Source organism: Roseibium sp. ROS1 (genome assembly GCF_054658215.1).
The window spans coordinates 94,945-114,273 of the sequence record NZ_BAAGIG010000003.1; the positions used below are offsets into that span (position 1 = coordinate 94,945).

Consider the following 19,329-nt stretch of genomic DNA (forward strand, 5'->3'; position numbering starts at 1 on the left):
GTAGCACGCGTCCTGGAAAATGTCGGAATTTTGAGCGCGATCGACCGCCTTCCACACGGGTTCAAATGCCTGGCAATGCTTGCTGAGCAGCATTTTCACCTGTCCCTTCAGCAAAACGGTCCTCATCCTGAGGAAGCGCGCAGCGCTGTCTCGAAGGATGGGCGGCATAATCCGGTACAAGCGGCCCATCCTTCGAGACGGACCTGACCGGTCCTCCTCAGGATGAGGGTCGTTTTGAAGTCTTTTTCTTCCTAAAGCTTTTCCTCCAGCCGGTCGCAGATCGTTTTCAGAACCTTGATCCGGGCATGGCGCTTGTCTTCGGAGGAGACCAGCGTCCAGGGGGCGTAGTGGGTTGATGTGCGATCGATCATGTCGCCTGCGGCGATGGCGTATTGGTCCCATTTCAGGCGATTGCGCCAGTCGTCATCCGTGATCTTGTGCTGCTTGTAGGCCGTGTCCTCGCGCGCCTTGAACCTGCGCAGCTGCTCGTCCTCGGAAATGGCGAGCCAGAACTTGCAGACAATGTAGCCAAAGTCCGTGAGTTCCTGCTCGAACTCGTTGATTTCGTTGTAGGCGCGCAGCCAGTCGTCGTGTCCGGCGTAGCCTTCGACACGCTCCACCAGCACGCGTTCGTACCAGGACCGGTCGAAGATGGCGAAATGTCCCTTGGCCGGCACGCGCCGCCAGAAGCGCCACAGATAGGGGCGAGCCTTTTCCTCGTCGGTCGGTGCAGAGATCGGGTGAACCTTGTAGATGCGCGGATCGAGCGGACGGATCACCCTGCGGATCGCACCGCCCTTGCCGGCGGCATCATTGCCCTGAAACACCAGAACAACACCCGTCTTGGACAGGGACTTCATGTCCGACAGATCGGATAGTTGCTTCTGGTACTTGTCGCGAAGCTCTTCGTATTCCGACTTCTCCAGCTTTTCCGTCAGGTCGATGGTGTCGACCGCTGTTTCGCGCTTCAGCCCGCCGACCACGGGCGGTGCGGCAATCGAATGCGGTTCGCCGTCCTCCAGCTTCAGCTTCATGGCATTGGCAACCGTTTGTGCCAGCGCGGCATCGCGGTACTCGGGATCCTGCGAGGGGATGACAAACCAGGGCGCGTAGCCCTTGCTGGTTTCCAGAATGATCTTTTCGCCGGCCTCACTCGCCTTCTTGTGGTGCTTCAACGCTGCCCAGTCGGCCAGCACATGGCGCGCGGCATGTTTTTTCTCGATGTGCTTCAGCCGTTCTTCCTGTTCCTTCTTGGGCAGGTAGAACCAGAATTTCAGGATCAGCACATCCTCGTTGGCGAGCATTTCCTCAAACCGGCGGATCCGGGTCAGGGCCTTGTCGAACGCGTCCTCGTCGATCTTCTTGTAGATCCAGTCCCGCAGGACGGTCTGATACCAGCTCCCGAACACGATGGCCGTCTCGCCCTTGGGCGGCAGATCGCGCCAGTAGCGCCACAGCGGCGGGCGCAGCCGGGCCTCGTCCATCAATTCGCCATAGGCGTTGCAGACAAGATGGCGCGCATCCATCCAGCCATAGAGCCGGGCAACCGCTTCGCCCTTGCCCGCGCCATCCAGGCCATCAACCAGGATCATCGTCGAGAACGGCTGTTTCTCGACAACGGGCAGCTGGGCTGCCAGCAGCGCCTCGCGCAACTGCGGCTCCAGTTTCTTGAAGGTTTTCTTGTCCATGTTCTGCGGCAGGCGGGCGGATTCAAACATGAAGACCTCAAAAGAAAAGACGCACTGGCTGCATCTTGAAACACCCGCACTTAAAAAACCATCTCTTGCTTCAATGTTCCCGAATGGCAGGAGATTCCAATTTTTCGCTATCGGATGGAAGAAGGCGCAACTATATGAAGCGGTAACCGTTTGCTTCACGTCTTTGAAGGCACCCGGCATTTGACAGTTTTTCACTTTTCTCGACCAACACGACCGACCCCGTGACCGAATTTCTTGATCCTGTTCTGACCTTCATCGCGGAAAACCCGTCCCTGGCAGGTCTGATCTGTTTTCTGGCCGCCATGGGCGAAGCGCTGTTCCTGATCGGCCTTTTCGTACCGACGACGGTGGTGCTGGTTGGCGCCGGAACGCTCGTCGGGCTCGGCAAGCTGGATCCCGTGCCGCTGTTCATCTGGACGACCCTGGGAGCGACCGCAGGCGATGCGATCTCCTACTGGATCGGCTACACCTTCAAGGACAAGATCAAGACCATGTGGCCGCTGAACAAATATGCGGACATTGTGGAAAGCGGCGAGAATTTCTTCAAGAAACACGGCGGCAAGAGCGTCTTCATCGGCCGCTTCGTGCCTGGTGTAAAATCGGTGGTTCCAGGCATCGCCGGCATGGCCGGCATGAATTTCACCCGCTTTTCGGTGGTCAACGTCACCTCCGCCTTCGCCTGGACGATCGTGCATATTGCCCCCGGTATCATTGCAGGTTCCGCACTTGATGCCATCGGCCAGATCAGCGGACGGCTGGCCCTGGTGCTCGGCGCTCTCCTGGTCATCGTCTTCCTGGCGGTGATGCTCGGCCGCTGGCTGATCCTGATTGTCCTGCCGCTGTTTCCCAACACCCATGCGGCCATCGTCAAACGCTTCGCCAAGCGTCAGGACCGGGTATCCCAATGGATTGCGCGCAATTTCGACCCCGCGCATCCACGCTCGGCAGGCATGCTGGCCTCCGCGCTGATCCTGCTGATTTCCTTGCCGGCCTTCTTCTGGATCGTCGGAGAAATCGCCCCCGGCGAACCGATGGTGCGGGCTGACCTTGCCATCCTGAACCTGTTCGACAGCCTGCGCACGCCGGTCGGCGACCGGATCATGGTGTTCGTGACATCGCTCGGCGACGGGATCGTCGTTACCGCCGTCACAGTTGCGGTTGCCGCCTATCTGTTCCTGAGGAAAGCCTGGCGCCGCGGCATCGGCTTCGTCATCGCGATGGCCGGCACCGCCATGTTCGTGCCCCTGTTCAAGCTGATGCTGCATCGCTCGCGGCCGATCGAACTTTATGCGGGTGCAGACGCCTACAGTTTCCCCAGTGGCCATGCGACGCTGAACGCGGTGCTCTACGGCATTTGCGCCGTGTTGATCGCCCACGATCTCAGCCGTTGGGCCAAGGCCAGCATTTTCACCATCACCGCGACACTGGTCATCACCATCGGCTTTTCGCGTGTCTACCTTGGCGCCCACTGGATGTCGGACGTCCTGGCCGGACTGTTGTTCGGCATTGGCATGGTTTCGGCCTTCGCCTTCGTGTTCGGCCCGATCCACAACGAGAAGATCGGCCGGACGACACTTGCCGTCATCGTCGTTGCTACACTCGGCATCTTCGGCACCTGGCACCTTTCAGGTACCTATGACAAGGCACTTCAGATCTATGAGCCGCGCACCAACACCGAAGCGCTGACAGCAACGGGCTGGCTTGCAGGCGGTTGGCGGGCATTGCCTGCTGAGCGGATCGAACTGAATGGCGATACCGAGGAACCGCTGGTGATCCAGTACACCGGGTCCCTGGACCGCTTTGCCCAGGCTGCAGAAGCCGATGGCTGGCAGAAACCGCCAAAATGGTCCCTCTCGAGTGCAGGCGGGTTCGTGGAAGGCAAGACACCGCCGGATTCCCTGCCGATCCTGCCTCGAAGCCAGAACGGCCGCCAACCGTCTCTCGTTCTCATCCGCAAGGATCATTCCGCCAACGCAGACAAAAGCGGACGCTGGGTGCTGCGGCTCTGGCCGAGCCGCTATGCCATCCTGCAAGCGGGCAGCCTGCATCCGCTTTACCTCGGCAGCGTGGTACATGAGGATATCCTGCGCCCGATGGGCGAGTTCTCCGGTCCAAAAACGGATATCGAAACTCCGGACCTGACCGACAATCCGGCCCATCTGCTGCCTGGCGCGATAACGCGAAAGCGAGCGGACGGGACGGAAGTCGTGCTCGGCTTCAGCTATGGTCCGGTACCTCCGGCTGCGTCCGGGGTGCCTGCCAAAGATACGCCCGTGGCTGCACCGCAGGCTCAGTAATCTCGCCATCGCAGCAGTTCGGATCTAGTGCGTGCAACACGTTCCGGACCAGCCCCTTGCGCTGGTTTAGAGACGGTTGATCTGTTGAGCCTCCACACATCGCGGTCCCAAAAATGTCCTAATGGGCCGTCATTCTCTTGCGAGACATATTCGGATCCAGGCTTCGCTTCACGCCAAAAGATGCCGTTACTCCAGAGGGTTAGGCACCAATGGCCGAATTTGTTTTTCGCGTGTCAGCTCCCCGTTCCCGGAAGCGCGATCGAAAATTACCCCTTGATACTTTTTTCGTATATTCATATATTTGAATATATCGTAATCAAGGGCACATCATGACTGACTTTACACCCCTTATGAGTTTCCTGGGTGGAACGCTGATCGGCGTTGCCACGGTTGCCCTGATGGCCGTGCTCGGGCGCATTGCCGGCATCAACGGCATTGCCAGCGGCTTTCTGACCACGCAGTTTAACCAGGACTGGGCCTGGCGCGCCGCCTTTCTGGCCGGCATGGTCGCCAGCCCGCTGATCATGCTTGGCGTAACCGGGCAGCTGCCGGAAATCACCGTGCCGTCCTCCCCGCTGCTGCTGGTGATCGGCGGTTTTCTGACCGGTATCGGCACGACCTATGGTTCCGGCTGCACGAGCGGCCATGGTGTCTGCGGCATCTCGCGCCTGTCGGCACGGTCCATCGTGGCAACCGTCACGTTCATGGCAACTGCAGGTGTGACCGTCTACCTGACCCGCCACGTCTTTGGAGGATAACGGCATGAAACTTCTTTCCGCTTTTGCCATTGGCCTCCTCTTCGGCTGCGGCATCCTGATCTCGGGCATGGGCGACCCTGCCAAGGTTCTGAACTTCTTCGATGTGGCTGGCACCTGGGACCCGAGCCTTGCCTTCGTGATGGGTGGTGCGCTGCTTGTCACGGCCATCGGCTATCGTCTGGTCTTCCGGATGAACACGCCGCTGCTGGCACAGGGCTTCAACCTGCCTTCGAGAACCGATCTCGACGCCAAACTGATCGGCGGCTCCGCGGTTTTCGGCATCGGCTGGGGCCTGAGCGGTTTCTGTCCGGGTGGTCTCGTTCCGGTGCTGGGTCTGGGCATGGAGCCTCTGCTGACCGCCGGTGCTATCGTTGCCGGCATCTTGACCGCAAGATGGATGATCGCCCTCGGCCATCGCCAGCAACCCGCAAAAGCCTGACCCGGCTCGGCCGGCAAAAACAAACGGGAGATTGTTATGAGCAACTCAAACTATCCGGTCGACATGGGTGTCAAACCTGACGTCACACCCTTTTTCGATCCGGCCACCAACACGATCAGCTACGTGGTCAAGGACCCGGCTTCCAACGCCTGCGCCGTTGTCGACAGCGTGATGGATATCGACTACGCCGCCGGCCGCATCACCTATGACCATGCCGATCAGATCATCGCCTATATCCGCGAGAAGGATCTCAAGCTGGAATGGCTGATCGAGACACATGTTCATGCCGATCACCTGTCGGCAGCGCCGTATATCCAGCAGAAACTGGGCGGCAAGCTGGGCATTGGCGACAAGATCACCGTCGTCCAGGAAACCTTCGGCAAGGTGTTCAACGAAGGCACGGAGTTCCAGCGCGACGGCAGCCAGTTCGACCGCCTGTTCCGTGACGGGGACGTCTATCAGATCGGCGAGCTGACCGCCTTTGCCATGTATACGCCCGGCCACACTCCGGCGTGCATGGTGCATGTGATGGGCGATGCCGCCTTTGTCGGCGATACGCTGTTCATGCCCGACGGTGGCTCGGCGCGTGCCGATTTCCCGGGCGGTGATGCGGCAACGCTTTACGACAGTATCCAGAAGGTGCTGGCCCTGCCGGACGACATGCGCCTGTTCATGTGCCACGACTATGGCCCGAACGGCCGCGACATCCAGTGGGAGACCACGGTGGGTGCCGAGAAGGAACACAACATCCACGTCGGTGGCGGCAAGACGAAAGAAGAATTCGTCAAGTTCCGCACGGAACGCGATGCCCAGCTCGACATGCCGAAGCTGATCATCCCCTCGCTGCAGGTAAACATGCGCGCCGGCAAGCTGCCGCCCGCGGATGAAAGCGGCAAGACCTTCCTGAAAGTGCCGGTCAACGGCCTCTGATCGAGGCCAATGACCGGCCTCTCTAGCAGAACCGAAGCAGGCGACTGATCCCCGCGTATCCACGCGGGGAGGGCGTCTGCAGAAAATCGGTCGAGACTTCATCGCCGGGAGGAGGCGGACAGGACCCATGAAAGCAATCAATTCCCAGATATCGGTAGCTCCCCAGGTAAAACCCGAGGACATGGCCGACTTTGCACAACAGGGCTTTCGCTCGGTGATCTGCAATCGCCCGGATGGCGAAGGTGCCGACCAGCCCTCGTTCGAGGAAATCGAAGCGGCTGCCGGCAAGCTCGGTATGGAAGCGCGGTATCTGCCCATCGTTGCCGGCAAGGTGGGCGATACGGATGCCGAAGAGTTCGGAAGATTGATGGAAAGCCTGCCGAAACCGATCCTGGCCTATTGCCGGACCGGTACGCGCTCGGCAACGCTCTGGTCGTTGTCCCAGGCCGAAAAGCTGCCGCTCTCCGACATCCTCTCCAAAACCAAGGCCGCCGGCTACGACATGGCTGGCGTGGTGCGGCGCATCGCCAACGGCGGCCGCACACCGACCGAAACTGCCGAGGATGCGCGTTTCGACGTCGTCATCGTTGGCGGTGGCGCGGCCGGCATCTCGGTGGCTTCCAGTCTGCTTTCCCGCAAGTCGGACCTGGAAATCGCCATCATCGACCCGGCAGATGTTCACTACTACCAGCCCGGCTGGACGATGGTCGGCGGCGGCATCTTCGAGGCCTCGGACACCGCCAAGACCATGGGCTCCCTCATTCCGAAGGGCGTTCACTGGATCAAGTCGGCTGTCGCTGCCTTCGAACCGAAGGACAATGCCGTCGTTCTGGACGGCTGCCGTGTGGTCAAATACGGACGGCTGGTGGTCTGCCCGGGCCTGAAGCTCGACTGGCACAAGGTCGAAGGCCTTGTCGACACGCTCGGCAAGAACGGCGTGACGTCCAACTATCGATACGACATGGCTCCCTACACCTGGCACCTGGTGCAGACCATGAAGGCAGGGCGGGCGCTGTTCACCCAGCCGCCCATGCCGATCAAATGCGCCGGTGCGCCGCAAAAGGCCATGTATCTTTCGGCAGACCACTGGCTGAAATCCGGCACTCTGGACAAGATCGACATCCAGTTCATGAATGCCGGCGGTGTGCTGTTCGGCGTGAAGGACTATGTGCCTGCGCTGATGGACTACGTGAAGCGATACGATGCCGGCCTGAACTTCTTCCACAATCTGGTTGCCGTCGACGGGCCTGGCAAAAAGGCTGTCTTCGAGGTGAAGGAACCGGAAAAGGATCCACGCCAGGTGGAAGTCGAGTTCGACATGATGCATGTGACGCCGCCGCAGACAGCACCCGATTTCATTCGCGTCTCGCCGCTGGCGGATGCCGCCGGCTGGGTCGATGTCGACCAGTCCACGCTGCGCCACAAGACCTTCGACAACATCTGGTCGCTCGGCGATGTGATGAACGCACCGAATGCCAAGACGGCCGCGGCTGCGCGCAAACAGGCACCGGTGGTCGCGGAAAACATCGTTTCCGATATCGCAGGGCACAGCGCGACGGCCCAATATGACGGCTACGGCTCCTGCCCGCTCACCGTTGAACGTGGCAAGATCGTCCTGGCCGAGTTCGGCTACGGTGGAACGCTGTTGCCGAGCTTCCCGCGTTGGCTGGTGGACGGGACCAAGCCAACGCGCACCGCATGGCTCCTGAAGGAGCGAATCCTGCCTCCCATTTACTGGCGTGCCATGTTGCGCGGCAAGGAATGGCTGGCCAAGCCGGAAAAAGTATCGGCAGCATAACAAGCCCGGGAAACGGGCCCATCGTACCAACCTGCAACTCGAGCCGGTTTCCCGGCTCGAGTTTTTACCAGCCCCGACAAAGGCCAAGAAAAATGATCCGCCTAAAGCGCTATCTGCCCATTCTCGACTGGGGCAAAAGCTATGACAGGGAAACGGCGACAAACGATCTCGTTGCGGCGGTGATCGTGACGATCATGCTGATCCCGCAGTCTCTTGCTTATGCGCTTCTGGCTGGCCTTCCGCCCGAAGTCGGCCTTTATGCATCCATCCTGCCGCTTGTCGCCTACGCCCTGTTCGGCACCAGCCGTGCGCTGGCCGTCGGGCCGGTTGCCGTGGTCTCGCTGATGACGGCTTCCGCCGTTGGCGAACTGGCCAGGCAGGGCACCCCGGAATATCTGGGTGCCGCCATCATTCTCGCTTTCCTGTCCGGCCTGATGCTGATCGCCATGGGCCTGTTCCGGCTCGGGTTCCTGGCGAACCTCCTGAGCCATCCGGTGATTTCCGGCTTCATCACCGCGTCGGGCCTGCTGATTGCTTCCAGCCAGCTCAAGCACATCCTCGGCGTCAAGGCGAACGGGCATACGCTTTACGACATCCTCGGCTCCATCCTGCAGCACCTTGGCGAGATCAACTGGATCACCTTCGCAATCGGCGTATCGGCCACGGCTTTCCTCTTCTGGGTGCGCAAAGGCCTGAAGAAGCTGCTGCTCGGCATGGGAATGAAGCCGTTTTTTGCCGATATCCTGACCAAGGCCGGACCGGTGGCAGCCGTAGCGGTGACCACGATCCTGTCCGCCGTCTTTCAACTCGGCGAGAAAGGCGTGCGTGTTGTCGGGGACATTCCCTCCGGCCTGCCGGTGCCGCATCTGCCAGCCTTCGACAGCGAGTTGTGGCTGGCGCTTGCCGGTCCCGCGCTGCTGATTTCGGTCATCGGTTTTGTGGAATCCGTTTCCGTTGCACAGACGCTGGCAGCCAAGAAGCGTCAGCGGATTGAGCCGGATCAGGAGCTGATCGGCCTCGGCGCCTCCAACATTGCCTCCGCCATTTCCGGAGGCTATCCGGTCACCGGCGGGTTCGCCCGCTCGGTTGTCAATTTCGATGCCGGGGCAGCGACCCCGGCGGCTGGCGCCTTCACCGCCGTCGGCATTGCGCTGGCCACCTTGTTCCTGACCCCGCTGCTGACGCATCTGCCGCAGGCAACTCTGGCCGCCACCATCATCGTTGCCGTGCTGTCGCTCGTCGATCTCGGCGCGATCAAGCGGACCTTCGCCTATTCTAAGAGCGATTTCGCGGCCATGGCCGCGACGATCCTGATCACCCTGTTCTTCGGTGTCGAGCCGGGCGTGGTGACCGGCGTTGCCCTGTCGATTGCGCTATATCTTTACCGCAGCAGCCGGCCGCATATGGCAATTGTCGGCGTCGTACCGGGAACCGAGCACTTCCGCAATGTAGACCGGCACGCCGTGGTGACGGGTGACCGGGTGCTGACGCTACGGGTCGATGAAAGCCTGTTCTTTGCCAATTCGCGGTTTCTGGAAGACCGGATCTATGCACTGGTGGCCGAAAAGCCCGATATCGAACACGTGGTGCTGATGTGCCCGGCCGTGAACGAGATCGACGCCAGCGCTCTGGAGAGCCTTGAGGAAATCAACCACCGCCTGTCGGATTCCGGTGTTTCCTTCCACCTTTCGGAGGTGAAGGGACCGGTGATGGACCGACTGAAGCGGACCGATTTCCTGAAGCATTTGAGCGGGCAGGTGTTCCTCAGCCAGTATGACGCCCTGTGCACGCTCGACCCGCTGACGGCGCACATCTCGGAAAGCCGCACGCCGAAGAAAACTGCGAAGTCGAACCTGTGGAGCGGGCCGGAGATCTGATCCGGCTCCGGCTATTTTGCTGTGAGAGGGTCGAACCGGTTGTTACCGCATTTCTGTCCGATCCACCGCTCCTCAGGATGAGGCATTTTTTGCTGTCAGGCGCTTGAGGCGAGAGCTGCTCGCCCTCAAACCAACCGGCAAAAAGGCATCAGTTGCTGTTTGACGACTGGAGGATCGGCACGATCTTCTCGCAGAAGCGGAAATGGACCGGCGGCTTCTCGCCTTCCTGAACCATGAGCCCTTCGGTGCCACGGGGCTGAACGGTGACCAGTTCGATCGCCTCGCCGCCATCCGTCAGCAGGCAATTGATGGCCGCACGCTGAGTCATCTTGCCGCTCTTTTCAGCCCCATAGACCTGGCAGATGCGCCCCGGGGTTTCCAGAAGGCCACGGTAGATGGCCAGCGTCGAGCCGGGTGCGCTTCGGTCGATCCGTGGAGCCGGACAATCCTGCAGTTCCCGCACCCATATGCCTTGCGCGAAATCCGCAAAACGCAGATCCAGTGCCCGCCCTTGCAGAAGGGGTGCGGATTTCGGCACCTGGAACATCAGGTCTCCCTTGCCTGCAAGCGCAGGCCCGCACGCAAACGCCAGTGCAACGCCCAACAAGGCATTTCGTGTGAAACCGTTCAACCGCTACCCCCTCCCGGAGTGACAAGATCCAACCGGATTATCCGATGCGCCGAAACATCGCGCAAGTTGGCAGGAAAGGTCAATGTCGCCAACGGCAAAACTTGCAAAAAACGAACAAATGTGGAACAAAATGCGCATGGAACCCGATCATCAGCCACTAGCGGGGCGGATTCAGCTGGATGACCCGCTCAAGGACGGACGTCAGTCGGAAACAGCGCTGAAGGTCTGGCGCGGGGCCGCGCGGCTGTTGCGACAACTCGATTTCGCCTGCCTGCCGGAAGTCACCCTTGCCTCCGCCCGGCGGGCGGACCTCCTGGCGCTTGGGCCGAAACATGAGCTCTGGATAGTCGAGGTCAAATCCTCGATCGCCGATTTCCGGGCGGATACCAAGTGGCCGGACTACCGCCTTCATTGCGACCGGCTCTATTTCGCGACGCATCCGGACGTACCGTTGGAGATCTTTCCCGAGGAGGCCGGGCTGATTGTTTCCGACGGCTTCGGGGCGGAGATCCTGCGCGAAGCACCGGAACACAAGCTGGCGGCAGCGACCCGGAAATCGGTAACGCACCGCTTCGCCCGCCATGCCGCACACCGCCTGCACAACCTGTCAGACCCGGACGGCGCACAGATCTTCAACCGGTTCTGACAAACGCCTCCGACACAAATCCAACGCCCTGTTCACGCGTATCAAGGAAGAACGCCTTCCTGGACGGGAACAGAATGTCGTGACGAAAACCATCCAGATCGTCTGGTTCAAGAAGGACCTGAGGATTGAGGACAATGCAGCGCTCAAACGGGCAAGCCTTCACGGTCCGGTACTGCCGCTCTACGTCATCGAACCCGACCTCTGGCAACTGCCCGACATGGCCGGACGCCACTATGCGTTTTTGCTGGAATGCCTTTCCGAATTGAGACGAGACCTGGCAGCGGTTGGCCAGCCGCTGGTCATCCGCACGGGCGAGGTTACCGAGGTTCTTGGTGCCTTCTTGCGATCAAACGGAGTTGCCGGGCTCTGGTCACATGAAGAGACGGGAAACGACTGGACGTTTGCCCGGGACAAGCGTGTTGCCGCCTGGTGCAGGGCTCAGGGAATTCCCTGGACGGAGTACCGGCAAACCGGCGTAATTCGACGCCTTCAAACACGGGATGGCTGGGCCGCGCATTGGGACCGCTTCATGGCAGAAGCGCCTGTCGATCCACCCCGCTTGTCGCCACTTGCCGAAAGCAATCCCGGTATCGATCTCGGCAAGCCTCCAGCAGCATCGGAACTGGGTTTGCCCAACGACCATTGCCCGAACCGGCAGCGCGGCGGGCGGTCCCCTGCACAGGCAACTCTGCACAGCTTCCTGTTCCAGCGCGGCAAGCCTTATCGGGCTGCCATGGCAACGCCGGTCAAGGCCTTCGATGCCTGCTCCCGGCTTTCGCCATATCTGGCATTCGGTTCGCTGTCGCTGCGCGAGGTAACCCAGGCGACCTGGAGCCGCCAGCGCGATCTGAAGCACTCGGAGTTTCCCGGCCGCAGCACATGGCAGGCAGCCATGAGGTCCTTTTCGGGCCGTCTTCACTGGCATTGCCATTTCATGCAGAAGCTTGAAGACGAACCCTCTCTGGAGTTCCGCAACCTGCACCCCGCCTACGAGGGTCTTCGACCGGCCCAGCCTGACCGAGAACGGCTTGAAGCCTGGCAGAAAGGGGAGACGGGCCTGCCCTTTGTCGATGCCTGCATGCGGGCACTCGCGGCCACCGGATGGATGAATTTTCGAATGCGGGCAATGCTGATGGCAGTTGCCAGCTATCATCTGTGGCTGGACTGGCGAGCACCGGGCCTGCATCTGGCGCGGCTATTCACCGATTATGAACCCGGCATTCACTGGCCGCAGGTGCAGATGCAATCGGGAACCACCGGGATCAACACCATCCGGATCTACAATCCGGTGAAGCAGGGTCTCGATCAGGACCCGCAGGGTCTGTTCGTTAGACGGTGGGTGCCGGAGCTGAAGGACATTCCGACCGCGCATGTTCACGAACCCTGGAAGGCAGATAACGCGAGCAAGGTTCTGGGCAAATGCTATCCCTTCCCGGTCGTCGATTATCTCGAGGCGGCGCGCGAGGCGCGGGACAAGGTCTGGGCTGTACGGAAGGGGCAAGCATTCCGCGGGGCAGCGGCAGATATTCAATCGAAACACGGCAGCCGGAAAAGCGGGATTGCAATGCGCGGCCAGGAGAAAGCCCGTCGCGGCAGGAAACCGCGGGTCAATCCCGATCAGGCAGACCTTTTCGGGCCAAACTCATGAAAATGCGCAAGAAAGGGGATCTGCCGGTAAAGCTCTGTGCCACTTGCGGACGCCCCTTCACCTGGCGTCGAAAATGGGCGCGTGACTGGGAAGAGGTGCGCCATTGCTCCGAACGCTGCAGGCGCAACAAGGACACGAAACAAGGGACTTCATCGGAAATGCGCAGCTGAGGCAGTCTGCCAGCCAAGCGGTCAGCCGAATTAAGGAGGTCACGGTGCCCGTGACCTCCGTTCTTGTGTGCAGGCAGTCCTCAAACGAACAGGTTGACCAGGCTTTCCAGGTATTCCTGCTTGCCGGATTTCGGCTGCGGTTCCAGGTCGGCCTTGTGGACGCGCTCGGCCAATGTCTCGAGCGAGGAACCACCCTTGAGGATGTCGGCGTTTTCCGGCTTCTGCCAGCCGGCATAACGGTCATCAACGAAGCCCTTCAGTCGGCCGTCCTCGATCATGGCTGCCGCGGCCTTCAGACCGCGGGCAATCGCGTCGGCTGAGCCGACGTGCGCCTGGATCAGATCGACCGGGTCGAGTGACTGGCGACGCAGCTTGGCGTCGAAGTTCGTGCCGCCGGTGGTGAAGCCGCCCGCCATCAGAATCTCGTAGTAGGCGAGCGCCAGTTCCGGCACGTTCATGCCGAAGTGGTCGGTATCCCAGCCGCACTGATAGTCGTTGCGGTTCATGTCGACGGACCCGAAGATGCCGAGCGAACGGGCCATGTGCAGCTCGTGCTCGAACGAGTGGCCAGCCAGAATGGCGTGGCCCTGCTCGATGTTCATCTTGACGTCGTTTTCCAGCCCATAGGTCTTCAGGAACCCATAGACGGTGGCGACGTCGTAGTCGTACTGGTGCTTGGACGGTTCCTGCGGCTTCGGCTCGATCAGGATCGTGCCCTTGAAGCCGATCTTGTGCTTGTACTCAACCACCATGTTGAGGAAGCGGCCGAACTGGTCCAGCTCCTGTTTGATGTTGGTGTTGAGCAGGGTCTCGTAACCTTCGCGGCCACCCCAGAGCACATAGTTCTCACCACCGAGGCGATAGGTGACGTCCATTGCGTTCTTCACCTGTGCGGCGGCATAGGCGAAGACGTCCGGATCCGGATTGGTGGCCGCACCGCCCATGAAGCGGCGGTTGGAGAACATGTTGGCCGTGCCCCAAAGGAGCTTGATGCCGGTGTCGGCCATCTTCTTTTCGAAGATGTCGGCAATCGCGTTCACATTGGCATTGCTTTCGGCAAGCGTCCGGCCTTCCGGCGCAACGTCGCGGTCATGGAAGGTAAAGAACGGCATGCCCAGGATCTGGAACATCTCGAAGGCAACGTCTGCCTTCAGTTTGGCCTGTTCCATCGGATCGCCGCCAGCCGCCATCCAGGATCGGTTGAAGGTTTCGCCGCCGAACGGATCGGACCCCGGCCAGCAGAAGCTGTGCCAGTAACACACGGCAAGACGCAGATGGTCTTCCATGCGTTTGCCGAGGACGACCTCGTCCTTGTTGTAGTGACGATAGCTCAGCGGCTCGGTGCTTGCCGGCCCGGTGTATTGGATCGGCTGAAGATCGCCGAAGAACCCAGTGCTCATGTTGTCATCTCCTTGAATATGTTTCCTAAAAGCCGGCTTGTTTGAGCGCCGGATAAAGCTTGCGCCAGCGCTCGTAGCCTTCGGCATATCTTTGTGTGAGGGCCGGCACCGGATCGATGCTGGCCTTGAGGGCGGGCTTGGTGAAAATGCCCTCGGTGCTACCGAGCGCGGCGGCCTGACCGAGCCTGGCCGCGCCAAGCGAGCCGCCGAAGTCGCCATCCACCGGAACGTCGACCGGAACATTGAGCAGGCTGGCGATGATCTCCAGCCAGACCGTCGAGCGAGACCCGCCGCCGACCGCCAGAACGCGTTCGATACCGGTGCCGGCAACGCTGAGCGCTTCCAGGCAGTCCTTCAGCGCAAAGGCGACACCGTCGAGTACCGCGTGGCAGAGTTCGGCATCGTCGGTTCCGTGGGAAATGCCGAAGAAGCCGGCGCGGATGTCGACGTCGTTGTGCGGCGTCCGTTCGCCGCCGAGATAAGGCATGAAGGAAACGGGCGAAGGCCCTTCCACATTGCCAACCAGACCGGTGAGTTCACCCGGATTGCGCTTCAGTACCTTTGCGAGCCAGTTGAGGCTGTCGGTTGCCGAAAGGATCACCCCCATCTGGTGCCAGGTGTCCGGCACGGCATGGCAGAAGGCGTGAACCGCGCTGTCGACGTTGGGCGAGAAGCGGTCGTTGGTCACGAACAGCACGCCGGAGGTCCCGAGCGAGACAAAGGCCGAGCCTGGATCGACCGCACCGACACCGCAGGCAGATGCGGCATTGTCGCCGCCGCCGCCGGCCACCACCGGAGCGGCGTCGAAACCCCAGCGGCCACAAAGATCCGCCTTGAGTGTGCCCGAGCTTTCGGAGCCTTCGACAAGGCGCGGCATGTTCTCACGGGTGAGGCCCGTGGCGGCCAGAAGCGCGTCGCTCCAGTCGCGTCTGGCGACATCCAGCCAGAGCGTTCCGGCGGCATCCGACATTTCGCCGACGTACTCGCCCGTCAGCTTGAAACGGACATAGTCCTTGGGCAGCAGAACCATGGTGGTTCTGGCGAAGATTTCCGGCTCGTTCTCGCGCACCCACTGCAGCTTCGGCGCGGTGAAGCCCGGCATCACCCGGTTGCCGCCGAGCGTCAGGAATTTCGGCTCGGCCGCTTCCAGTTCCGAACATTGCTTGCCCGACCTGCCGTCGTTCCACAGGATGCAGGGGCGCAGCGGCTTACCGGCGGCATCCAGAAGCGTGGCGCCGTGCATATGGCCTGACAAGCCGATGCCACGCACCGCGGCCATGGCCTTCGGCGCTTCCGCCTTGAGCGCGTCCAGAACAGTTTCGCAAGCCCGCCACCAGCTGTCCGGGTCCTGTTCCGACCAGCCCGGATGGGGACGCTGGACCGTCAACTCCGCGGTTGCCGATGCAATCAGGGACTGGTCCTCACCAAGAAGAATGGCTTTGACCGAACTGGTACCGATATCGAGGCCGATATACATGAGGTGCGTTCCTCAAAAACAATCAAAAAGAATGCCGATGGCCCGTGACCGGGTGTCGGCATGAGGGTCCACACCGTCCGAACAGGGCCAGGCCATCTGTTCAAACCATGAGGAAGCCCCGCGGGCAAGAGCCCGCGGGTCCTGTCGGTTTATCCGACCACTGTATCGTCCACAAGAGCACCTGGACCCGGGATCGCCCCTTCCGGGCATTTACCCAGAATGATCATGCCGAGCACGTCGTCATCAGTGACGTCGGTCGTGCGGGCGGTGCCGACAAGCTGACCGTTCTTCATGACCGCGATACGGTCGCAAAGCTGGAAAACGTCGTGGATGTCGTGGCTGATCAGGAAGATGCCGAGGCCCTGTTTCTTCAGTTCCTGGATGAGTTCAGCCACCATCTGCGTTTCATGCACCCCAAGCGCGGCGGTCGGTTCGTCCATGATCAGGATCTTGGCATTGAAATAGACCGCGCGGGCAATGGCCACCGACTGGCGCTGACCGCCCGACAGGGCTTTCACCGGCGCATGGAACTTTTTGAAGTTCGGGTTGAGCCGGCCCATGATCTTGCGGGTTTCCGCTTCCATGGCATCGTCGTCGACAAAGCCGAGCGGCGAGGTCAGTTCACGGCCGAGGAACAGGTTGGACGCGGCATCGAGATTATCCGCCAGAGCAAGCGTCTGGTAGATGGTCTCGATGTTCTGCGCCCGCGCGTCGCGCGGCGAGTGAATGTGCACTTCCTTGCCGTTGATGCGGATTTCGCCGCTGTCGGCCTTGTAGGCACCGGAAAGGATCTTGATCAGGGTCGACTTGCCGGCACCGTTGTGGCCAAGCAGACCCACGACTTCACCCGGATAAAGATCGACAGAGACATGATCCACGGCCTGCACCCCGCCGAAGGAGATGCACATGTCTTTCATTTCTACGAGAGGCGCGTCCATGTCTCAGTCTCCCGTGCGCTTGCGATAGATGATGTCGACGAGGACGGCGATGACGAGCACGGTGCCCACGACGATATTCTGCAGCGGGGCGTCGACGCCGACCATGGCCATGCCCGACTGCAATGACTGCATGATCAGCGCGCCCAGGATGGCGCCGTAGATCGTGCCGACACCGCCGGCAAGCGCGGTGCCGCCGATCACTGCCGCGGCAATGACCCTGAGTTCGTCCAGCGTGCCGATGTCGTTGGTGGAAAAGCCGAGGCGTGCGGCCGCGACAGCGGCTGCGAGCGCGCTGAGGCCGCCCATGATGGCAAACACCTTGACGGTCAGGAACCTGGTGTTGATGCCGGAAAGCTCCGCGGCATCCGGATTTCCGCCGGTTGCGAAAATGTAGCGTCCGAGACGGGTGCGGCGCGCGACGATGGTCATGACGACGGTAACCACGATCAGGAGCAGCACCGAGTAGGGAATGCCGTAGCCCATGACCAGGCCTTCCGGCATGGTTTCGCCCCGGGCTTCGAAGATCCGCTCAAGACGGGCGGTGGGAATGTCATAGGCATTCAGCACCCAGACGAACCCGAGAATTGCCCCGGTCGTGATGACACCCATGGTGACTTCCGCCCAGCCGGGTTTGACCGGGAACCCATGTGCAGCCTTGCGGCGGCGCGAGGAGACCTGCATCCACAACGCAACGGCGACGGCCAGAACGCCGAAGATCCACGATCCCGTTTCGCCCATGGTGCCGCCGATACCGCCGATCATGGTGAAGGTTTCATCGAGCGGGCCGATGGTCTGACCGGAGGTGATGAACCAGGCAACGTTGCGCCAGACCAGGAGGCCACCAAGCGTCACGATGAAGGCCGGAATGCCGAGATAACCGACCATCCAGCCCTGGAAGGCACCGATCAGCACACCAACAACCACACCGGCCAGAATGGCCAGGATCCAGATAGTCGGATTGCCGAGGCCGAGCAGCGGCGGCAGGACATCGGTCTGGACAACCGCCATGACCGCCGCAACGGTCGCCAGAACGGAGCCGACGGACAGATCGATGTGGCGGGTGACGATAACGAACACCATCCCGGTGGCCATGATGGCAACGGACACGGTCTGGATCGTCAGGTTGAAGATGTTGCGCGGCGTCAGGAACCGGCCATCCGTAATCACATTGAACACCAGGCACAGGACGATGAACGCCCCGATCATGCCGAGAAGCCGTGTGTCCAGCTGCAATGCGGCAAACAAGTTTCGTGCTGTCGGGCTTTTGGGCCCTGACAGTGCGGTGTCAGACATAGAGGTTACTCCTGCTTGGAGACCATTACGCTTACGCATCGGGTGGCCCATCCCGGGGAGCGGCTTTCGCAGCAGCTGTCCCTGTTATTACGGCCCCGGTTAACAGTAACCGGGGCCGCACATTAAGCGTAGTGTTATTAGTTACAGGGAGCCGGGCCGTTCTCGACGCCCTGGCACAGATCATCCTTGGAGATCCAGCCTGCATCGACGACCGCGGTCAGGTTGTCCTTGGTGACCGGAAGCGGTGCCAGGAACTTGGCGGTCAGCTCGGTGCCGGACGGAGACGTCCAGGCAGCTGCGCCATCGACGCCGCCCATCTCGGTGCCACTGGCCAGGCTGACGGCGATTTCACCGGCGGCCTTGCCAAGTTCACGAGCGTCCTTCCAGACGGAAACCGTCTGCGTGCCCTTTGCAACACGGTTCAGAGCGGCATGGTCGCCGTCCTGACCGGACACCGGAATGCCGTCCATGCCCTGTGCGGTCAGAGCGGCCACAACACCGCCGGCCGTACCGTCGTTGGAAGCAACAACCGCGTCGACCTTGTTGTCGTTGGCGGTCAGGATCTGTTCCATGTTGCGCTGTGCGTTCGCCGGCAGCCAGCCGTCGGTGTAGGCTTCGCCAACGATCGTGATGTCACCCGCATCGATTGCGGACTGCAGGACTTCCTGCTGACCGCCGCGGAGGAAGTCCGCGTTCGGGTCGGTCGGGGAGCCCTTGATCATGACGTAGTTGCCCTTCGGCGCGGCAGCCAGAACGGCGCGAGCCTGCATGCGGCCAACTTCGACGTTGTCGAAGGTCAGGTAGAAGGCGCGCGGATCATCGATCAGGCGGTCGTAGCCGACAACCGGGATGCCTTCGTCGGCAGCAGCCTGCACGGCCGGGCCGATTGCCTGGGAATCCTGCGCCAGGATGATGAGGGCAGTCGCGCCTTGTGCGATCAGTGCCTCAACGTCGGAAAGCTGTTTTGCGGACGAGCTCTGCGCGTCGGCGGAAATGTAAGTCGCGCCGGCTGCCTCAAGGGCGCCCTTGATGGCGGCTTCGTCAGTCTTCCAGCGTTCTTCCTGGAAGTTGGACCAGCTCACGCCGACAATGACGTCTTCTGCGTGGGCCAGGTTCAGTGCGGTCGCGGACAGCAGAGCGCCCGCCAGCAAAGTGGTGATTTTACGCATTGCGATGTTTCCTCCAGTTGGCGCATCCCACGTCGGACGGATGTGCCTGAAATGCGTCAGTGTCGAAGCGCCTTTTCGAGGCGCCTTCAGAAAGGACAGCCTTATTGTTATTTTTTTTGGTGCCCGAAAAAAAGTTGCAG

The 19,329-nt window shown here is 61.0% G+C and carries 17 protein-coding genes; 10 read left to right on the forward strand and 7 right to left on the reverse strand.

Features of this window, described 5'->3' with window-relative positions; genetic code table 11:
* Positions 1–251: 251 nt before the first annotated feature.
* Positions 252–1,718, reverse strand: coding sequence for a polyphosphate:AMP phosphotransferase (pap, locus tag ACYQ6M_RS16640; protein ID WP_075283379.1), 1,467 nt, complete (start codon positions 1,716–1,718; stop codon positions 252–254).
* On the opposite strand from pap, the gene ACYQ6M_RS16645 reads away from it, so the two are divergent.
* The 7 genes from ACYQ6M_RS16645 (at position 1,717) to ACYQ6M_RS16675 (ending at position 9,817) form a co-directional block, all read left to right on the forward strand.
* The gene (locus ACYQ6M_RS16645) at positions 1,717–1,902 is read left to right on the forward strand and encodes a hypothetical protein (protein ID WP_139314197.1); all 186 of its coding nucleotides are present in this window, start codon (positions 1,717–1,719) and stop codon (positions 1,900–1,902) included. The two genes, pap and ACYQ6M_RS16645, sit on opposite strands and share 2 nt — an antisense overlap.
* Before the next feature lie 37 nt (positions 1,903–1,939).
* Positions 1,940–4,015 (forward strand): bifunctional DedA family/phosphatase PAP2 family protein, encoded by a 2,076-nt coding sequence (locus tag ACYQ6M_RS16650; RefSeq protein ID WP_460074691.1) that lies wholly within the window; start codon positions 1,940–1,942, stop codon positions 4,013–4,015.
* A 329-nt stretch (positions 4,016–4,344) separates the two neighbouring features.
* Positions 4,345–4,773, forward strand: a complete 429-nt coding sequence (locus ACYQ6M_RS16655) for a YeeE/YedE family protein (protein WP_197923157.1) — start codon at positions 4,345–4,347, stop codon at positions 4,771–4,773.
* Between the two features lie 4 nt (positions 4,774–4,777).
* Positions 4,778–5,212 carry a DUF6691 family protein gene (locus ACYQ6M_RS16660; RefSeq protein ID WP_062491082.1) on the forward strand — a complete coding sequence of 145 codons (435 nt, stop codon included), beginning with the start codon at positions 4,778–4,780 and terminating at the stop codon, positions 5,210–5,212.
* A gap of 36 nt (positions 5,213–5,248) precedes the next feature.
* Positions 5,249–6,142: an MBL fold metallo-hydrolase gene (locus ACYQ6M_RS16665; RefSeq protein WP_022999239.1), complete on the forward strand. Its 894-nt coding sequence runs from the start codon at positions 5,249–5,251 to the stop codon at positions 6,140–6,142.
* 127 nt (positions 6,143–6,269) lie between these two features.
* Complete coding sequence (locus tag ACYQ6M_RS16670) at positions 6,270–7,940, forward strand: bifunctional protein tyrosine phosphatase family protein/NAD(P)/FAD-dependent oxidoreductase (protein WP_022999240.1); 1,671 nt, start codon at positions 6,270–6,272, stop codon at positions 7,938–7,940.
* Positions 7,941–8,032: 92 nt separating this feature from the next.
* Positions 8,033–9,817 (forward strand): SulP family inorganic anion transporter, encoded by a 1,785-nt coding sequence (locus ACYQ6M_RS16675; protein ID WP_022999241.1) that lies wholly within the window; start codon positions 8,033–8,035, stop codon positions 9,815–9,817.
* Between the two features lie 148 nt (positions 9,818–9,965).
* Here ACYQ6M_RS16675 and ACYQ6M_RS16680 read toward each other — a convergent pair whose 3' ends face one another.
* A complete protein-coding gene (locus ACYQ6M_RS16680; RefSeq protein ID WP_031268743.1) occupies positions 9,966–10,448 on the reverse strand; it encodes a hypothetical protein in 483 nt (160 codons plus the stop codon).
* 136 nt (positions 10,449–10,584) lie between these two features.
* Between ACYQ6M_RS16680 and ACYQ6M_RS16685 the strand changes: the two genes are divergently transcribed.
* From ACYQ6M_RS16685 to ACYQ6M_RS16695, 3 genes are all read left to right on the forward strand, one after another.
* On the forward strand, positions 10,585–11,094 hold the full coding sequence (locus ACYQ6M_RS16685; RefSeq protein WP_031268744.1) for an MmcB family DNA repair protein: 510 nt from the start codon (positions 10,585–10,587) through the stop codon (positions 11,092–11,094).
* Positions 11,095–11,173: 79 nt separating this feature from the next.
* Entirely contained in the window at positions 11,174–12,742 is a 1,569-nt protein-coding gene (locus tag ACYQ6M_RS16690) for an FAD-binding domain-containing protein (protein WP_460074692.1), read from the forward strand.
* A 2-nt stretch (positions 12,743–12,744) separates the two neighbouring features.
* Complete coding sequence (locus ACYQ6M_RS16695; RefSeq protein ID WP_370199895.1) at positions 12,745–12,912, forward strand: DUF2256 domain-containing protein; 168 nt, start codon at positions 12,745–12,747, stop codon at positions 12,910–12,912.
* An 80-nt stretch (positions 12,913–12,992) separates the two neighbouring features.
* On the opposite strand, the gene xylA is transcribed toward ACYQ6M_RS16695, so the two are convergent.
* The 5 genes from xylA to xylF all read right to left on the reverse strand — a co-directional run bounded on the left by xylA (position 12,993) and on the right by xylF (position 19,189).
* On the reverse strand, positions 12,993–14,312 hold the full coding sequence (gene xylA / locus ACYQ6M_RS16700; protein WP_460074693.1) for a xylose isomerase: 1,320 nt from the start codon (positions 14,310–14,312) through the stop codon (positions 12,993–12,995).
* 25 nt (positions 14,313–14,337) lie between these two features.
* On the reverse strand, positions 14,338–15,789 hold the full coding sequence (gene xylB / locus ACYQ6M_RS16705) for a xylulokinase (protein ID WP_055656948.1): 1,452 nt from the start codon (positions 15,787–15,789) through the stop codon (positions 14,338–14,340).
* Positions 15,790–15,938: 149 nt separating this feature from the next.
* Positions 15,939–16,706: an ATP-binding cassette domain-containing protein gene (locus ACYQ6M_RS16710; protein WP_006939086.1), complete on the reverse strand. Its 768-nt coding sequence runs from the start codon at positions 16,704–16,706 to the stop codon at positions 15,939–15,941.
* Positions 16,707–16,730: 24 nt separating this feature from the next.
* On the reverse strand, positions 16,731–18,020 hold the full coding sequence (locus ACYQ6M_RS16715) for a sugar ABC transporter permease (protein WP_460074694.1): 1,290 nt from the start codon (positions 18,018–18,020) through the stop codon (positions 16,731–16,733).
* Positions 18,021–18,157: 137 nt separating this feature from the next.
* Positions 18,158–19,189, reverse strand: coding sequence for a D-xylose ABC transporter substrate-binding protein (gene xylF, locus ACYQ6M_RS16720; protein WP_022999249.1), 1,032 nt, complete (start codon positions 19,187–19,189; stop codon positions 18,158–18,160).
* Between the last annotated feature and the right edge of the window lie 140 nt (positions 19,190–19,329).

Coding starts and splice junctions, on each gene's coding strand:
- pap (WP_075283379.1), bottom strand. CDS start 1,718: ATGTTTGAATCCGCCCGCCTGCCGCAGAACATGGACAAGAAAACCTTC.
- ACYQ6M_RS16675 (WP_022999241.1), top strand. CDS start 8,033: ATGATCCGCCTAAAGCGCTATCTGCCCATTCTCGACTGGGGCAAAAGC.
- ACYQ6M_RS16670 (WP_022999240.1), top strand. CDS start 6,270: ATGAAAGCAATCAATTCCCAGATATCGGTAGCTCCCCAGGTAAAACCC.
- xylA (WP_460074693.1), bottom strand. CDS start 14,312: ATGAGCACTGGGTTCTTCGGCGATCTTCAGCCGATCCAATACACCGGG.
- ACYQ6M_RS16715 (WP_460074694.1), bottom strand. CDS start 18,020: ATGTCTGACACCGCACTGTCAGGGCCCAAAAGCCCGACAGCACGAAAC.
- ACYQ6M_RS16685 (WP_031268744.1), top strand. CDS start 10,585: ATGGAACCCGATCATCAGCCACTAGCGGGGCGGATTCAGCTGGATGAC.
- ACYQ6M_RS16695 (WP_370199895.1), top strand. CDS start 12,745: ATGCGCAAGAAAGGGGATCTGCCGGTAAAGCTCTGTGCCACTTGCGGA.
- ACYQ6M_RS16660 (WP_062491082.1), top strand. CDS start 4,778: ATGAAACTTCTTTCCGCTTTTGCCATTGGCCTCCTCTTCGGCTGCGGC.
- xylF (WP_022999249.1), bottom strand. CDS start 19,189: ATGCGTAAAATCACCACTTTGCTGGCGGGCGCTCTGCTGTCCGCGACC.
- ACYQ6M_RS16665 (WP_022999239.1), top strand. CDS start 5,249: ATGAGCAACTCAAACTATCCGGTCGACATGGGTGTCAAACCTGACGTC.
- xylB (WP_055656948.1), bottom strand. CDS start 15,789: ATGTATATCGGCCTCGATATCGGTACCAGTTCGGTCAAAGCCATTCTT.
- ACYQ6M_RS16645 (WP_139314197.1), top strand. CDS start 1,717: ATGAAGACCTCAAAAGAAAAGACGCACTGGCTGCATCTTGAAACACCC.
- ACYQ6M_RS16710 (WP_006939086.1), bottom strand. CDS start 16,706: ATGAAAGACATGTGCATCTCCTTCGGCGGGGTGCAGGCCGTGGATCAT.
- ACYQ6M_RS16655 (WP_197923157.1), top strand. CDS start 4,345: ATGACTGACTTTACACCCCTTATGAGTTTCCTGGGTGGAACGCTGATC.